Annotated in this window: 2 protein-coding genes; one reads left to right on the top strand and one right to left on the bottom strand. The window is 59.9% G+C overall.

What is annotated here, in order from left to right; translation table 11 throughout:
* Positions 1-961: 961 nt before the first annotated feature.
* On the bottom strand, positions 962-1861 hold the full coding sequence (locus JWR14_RS03955) for a GNAT family N-acetyltransferase (RefSeq protein WP_299701679.1): 900 nt from the start codon (positions 1859-1861) through the stop codon (positions 962-964).
* A gap of 341 nt (positions 1862-2202) precedes the next feature.
* Between JWR14_RS03955 and JWR14_RS03950 the strand changes: the two genes are divergently transcribed.
* Positions 2203-3690 carry an aldehyde dehydrogenase family protein gene (locus tag JWR14_RS03950; protein ID WP_299701676.1) on the top strand — a complete coding sequence of 496 codons (1488 nt, stop codon included), beginning with the start codon at positions 2203-2205 and terminating at the stop codon, positions 3688-3690.
* Positions 3691-3929 lie beyond the last annotated feature (239 nt).

The raw sequence follows: 3929 nt of genomic DNA, 5'->3' as shown, positions 1-3929 counted from the left end.
TATCACTATTAGCCACTGCGCGTGGCGGCGCGTCATTTCTTTGTCCAAAGCGACAAAGAAACGAAGCAAAGAAAACGCTTTTAAAACACGCTACCCTAAGTGTCCACAGCGTGCAGTTTCTATTCATAGGTGCCCCAAAAGCGCGGTGCTCGCCAGAGCGAAGGATGTGTGAAACCCTCCTTCTCCGAACATAGATACCCACACGCTTCGCCACCAGTGACTGAACCCGCCCAAGGAACACCCCGCGCTATCCGCGTAAACCACTCAGAAAATATGTTCGCATGCCGAACCATATCGGCAATCCGCCCAGACATTAGGTCATAGAATGCCTGAGGCCGTAGTCGACGAAAGTAACGTGCGAGCTAAACAAACGCCTACCAAAAACTGAAGCAATCAATCTACATCCGGCCGTAACGTAGTCCACGAAATTGCCGGACGGACCACACGACCAACCTGCCAAAACTCAAGAAGTAAGCTGTTTCCACGAGCATTGCTGCGCAAACCGGGCGGCTAACCTATCAAACGAAATGGAGTTGCACAAACGCGTGGGGCCGAGCGGGTTGCCGGGGCGAAGGTGCTTGCCCGAGAGCGTACGGGGCGAAGCGTGTTCGTGTCAGGATTCGTGAGAAGGAGGGGTTCACACATTCTTTGCTCTTGCGAGCACCGTGCTTTTGGGGCACCCATGAATTGGAACTGCACGCTGTGGACACTTAGGGTAGAGCGGTTAAAGCGTTTTCTTTGCTTCGTTTCTTTGTCGCTAAGGACCTAGAAATGACGTGCCGCCACGCACAGTGGCTAACAGTGATAAAGAAAACATCTAACACACGCGGGCCGCTAAGGCCGAAAGCAGCAACCCGGCAATGACTCAGACCGCTAACGCCAGAACGCAACCCCCAGCCGCTAACCCCCCACCCCCCCGCCCACCCAAACCCCAAGTGCGAACGACCCTCCTGGAGGCCTCCTACATCATTGCCTGATTAATAATCCCAAACTGCTTAAAGTCCGCATCGGCATGAGGAAAAGGCCCCACCCAACCTTCGGGCCCATTCAAAACCATCTTGACCACGGTATCCACCCGCGGCAATCCCAACCCGTCCAACCACTCCGTCAACCCACTATCCCCCGGGGTATCGATACGAACAAACACCCCCTCGTTCAACGCCAGCCAATGACTGATCAACGCCTTCGCACGGCTCGAATCAGGCGCATCCGGCGCCACCACCGGCCCAATCGCAAATCCACGCCCAAAACGCCTGAACAAAGCAAATCCAAGCAACTCGCCATCGTGATCCAGCGCAATCCCATCCGCGCTCTCAAGCAACGCCGGCAATACCTCACTCCGATCCAGCCCGCACGCACGCGAAGCCAGCTCAATCAACCGAGGCGTATCGTTGGACCCGAGCGGGCGCAACCGCTCACCCGGCGGCAACGACACCAAAGGCGGCTGGAACGCCGCTCCCTGATGCTGGTCAAGCGACCCCGCCGCCCGGAAACCCAACTTCTCATACAGCGGCTGGCCAGCAGCCGTCGCGTGCAGAAAAGTAACGCGCCCACCCAATTGCTCAAGCACCAGTTCCATCAGCCGCTTGCCAATCCCACGGCCCTGCCATGCCGGCGACACAATCACCATCCCCAACGACGCGCGCTCAGCTCCGTATGTCCAGTACAACGCCGTGCCAATCACCCCCTGCGCTGCCTCGGCGACAAACCCCGCGCCCGCCTGCACCACGAAACGCCAGTCGTCCGCCCGATGTGGCCACTTCAGTTCAACGGTCAACGCATGCGCCGCGGCAATATCGTCGCCGGTAAAGGCTCTATAGGTAATTTGTTCGGTAACTCGTTCGTTGACTCGCTCGGACACGCCGACCTCCCTCGATGGCCTTCACTTCAGCCGCTCAGCAACCCCTCATCAGGCCTTCTTTATCCAAGCTCGAATCAAGCTCAGGTTTCACGCCGCCACTCTCGCATCCCACAAACAACGTGACTAGGACGATCTTTTCATGAAAGGACCCCGGAGCCGCGCCGCACCAACTTCGATGCAAAACGGCATGTCCGCGCCCTCATAACGCGTGTGATCTGCTGAGCCGATGTTTTTGTCGACGATAAATGCTGCGCGGCTAGCCCTACGATTTCATCAGGTCGCGCAGCATCAGCATCAACATCAGCGGCCGTTACCGGTACTGCTACTCAAAGGATCTTCATATGGATAGCTTCGATCCCGCCGCCATTATCGTGCGCAGCGGCCATTTTATTGGCGGCGACTATGTGGATGAAGGCGCGCGCCGCATCGAGGTCGCGCGCCCGTCGGATGGCGTGGTGTATGCGTCGGTGCCGCTCGCAGACGCAGACATGATCGACCGTGCAGTCGAAAACGCATGGCAGGCATTTCGCACCAGCGGTTGGCGCACCATGCCGCCGCGCGACCGTGCCCGCATCATGCGCCGTTTCGCCGATCTAATCGCGGCCGATGTCGACACGCTAGGTCCCCTGGAAGCGCTCGGTTCAACCCGCCCAATTCGCGATGCCACAAACTGGGACGTGCCGTTTACCGCCGAAGGCATCCGTTTCTACGCAGAGTTCGCCGACAAGATCGGCGGCGATGTGGCCGCCACGGATCACGATCACCTCGGCATGACGATCGCCGAACCGTACGGCGTGATCGGCGCTATCGCTCCATGGAATTTTCCGCTGGTCATGGCCTCGTGGAAGATCGCACCGGCGCTCGCAGCAGGCAATGCCGTCGTCCTGAAACCCTCCGAAATGACGCCATTCTCGGTACTGCGGCTCGCCGAACTTGCCATCAGCGCCGGCATCCCGGCGGGCATTTTTAACATCGTGCAAGGCGATGGCCGCACGACCGGCGACGCGCTTGTGCGTCATCCGAAAATCTCCAAGGTCACGTTCACCGGTTCCACGCGCACAGGTGCCGCCATCATGGCCGCGTGCGCCGAAACGGGCACCAAGCCGGTCACACTGGAACTAGGCGGCAAGAGCCCGCAAATCGTCTTCGCCGATGCCCCGCGCCTGGACGCTGTCGCGCGCCGTATCGCCGGGGCTATTTCGGGTAACGCGGGGCAGGTGTGCGTCGCAGGTTCGCGGCTGCTGGTCGAGCGCTCGCTCGCGGAGCCGCTGGCCGAACGCATCGGGGCTGTGTTCAGCGAACTGAAAGCAGGCGCGACCTGGACGCCCGGCACAACTCTCTCGCCGATCATCTCGGAACCGCAGGCGGCACGCATTGAAGCGATTGTCGGGCGCACGCTTGCCGGTGGCGCGACCCTGCGTTGCGGCGGCCTGCGAGCCGACGGCGGCGGGGGTGTTGGCGCTGGCGCGTTCTATGCACCGACGCTGCTGAGCGGCGTGACGCAGCACTCGGAAGCCGTTCAAGAGGAAGTCTTCGGGCCGGTGCTGACCATGCAGACCTTCGATACCGAAGAGGAGGCGCTCGCGCTCGCCCAGCACCCTGATTACGGTCTGGCTGCGGGCGTGCACACGGCCGACCTGGGCCGCGCGCTGCGGCTGGTCCGGGGTCTGGAAGCGGGTACGGTATGGGTCAACCGCTACGGCAGGACGTCCGACTTCATGATCCCGACAGGTGGCTATAAACGCTCGGGCATCGGCAAGGACCTGGGCCGGCAGGCTTACGAAGCGAACCTTCGCTTCAAGAGCGTGCTGATCGATCTGCGCGAGTAGATCCGGCTCCCGAACCGGCCTGGGCGCACAAAAAGAAGGGCAAACCCTAAGCCCGGAAAGGGGCCGAAAAACAGCAGCAACCTCAACCGCAGACTCTGCTGCCGACACCCTCCAAAACGCATGTTTTGTGTTTTTGGATTGAGCGAATCAGGGACATCTTTGTTTTTGCGCTGATTAAATCTCTAACAGGAATGCGTTTTCCTGTTTTCGCCACTGAACCCCTCGCGGGTTCATATCAA

It is taken from the genome of Caballeronia sp. (genome assembly GCF_028292365.1).
Classification (GTDB): domain Bacteria; phylum Pseudomonadota; class Gammaproteobacteria; order Burkholderiales; family Burkholderiaceae; genus Caballeronia.
The sequence above is the reverse complement of the archived record's forward strand: the minus strand, read 5'-3'. Positions and strand labels throughout refer to the sequence as shown.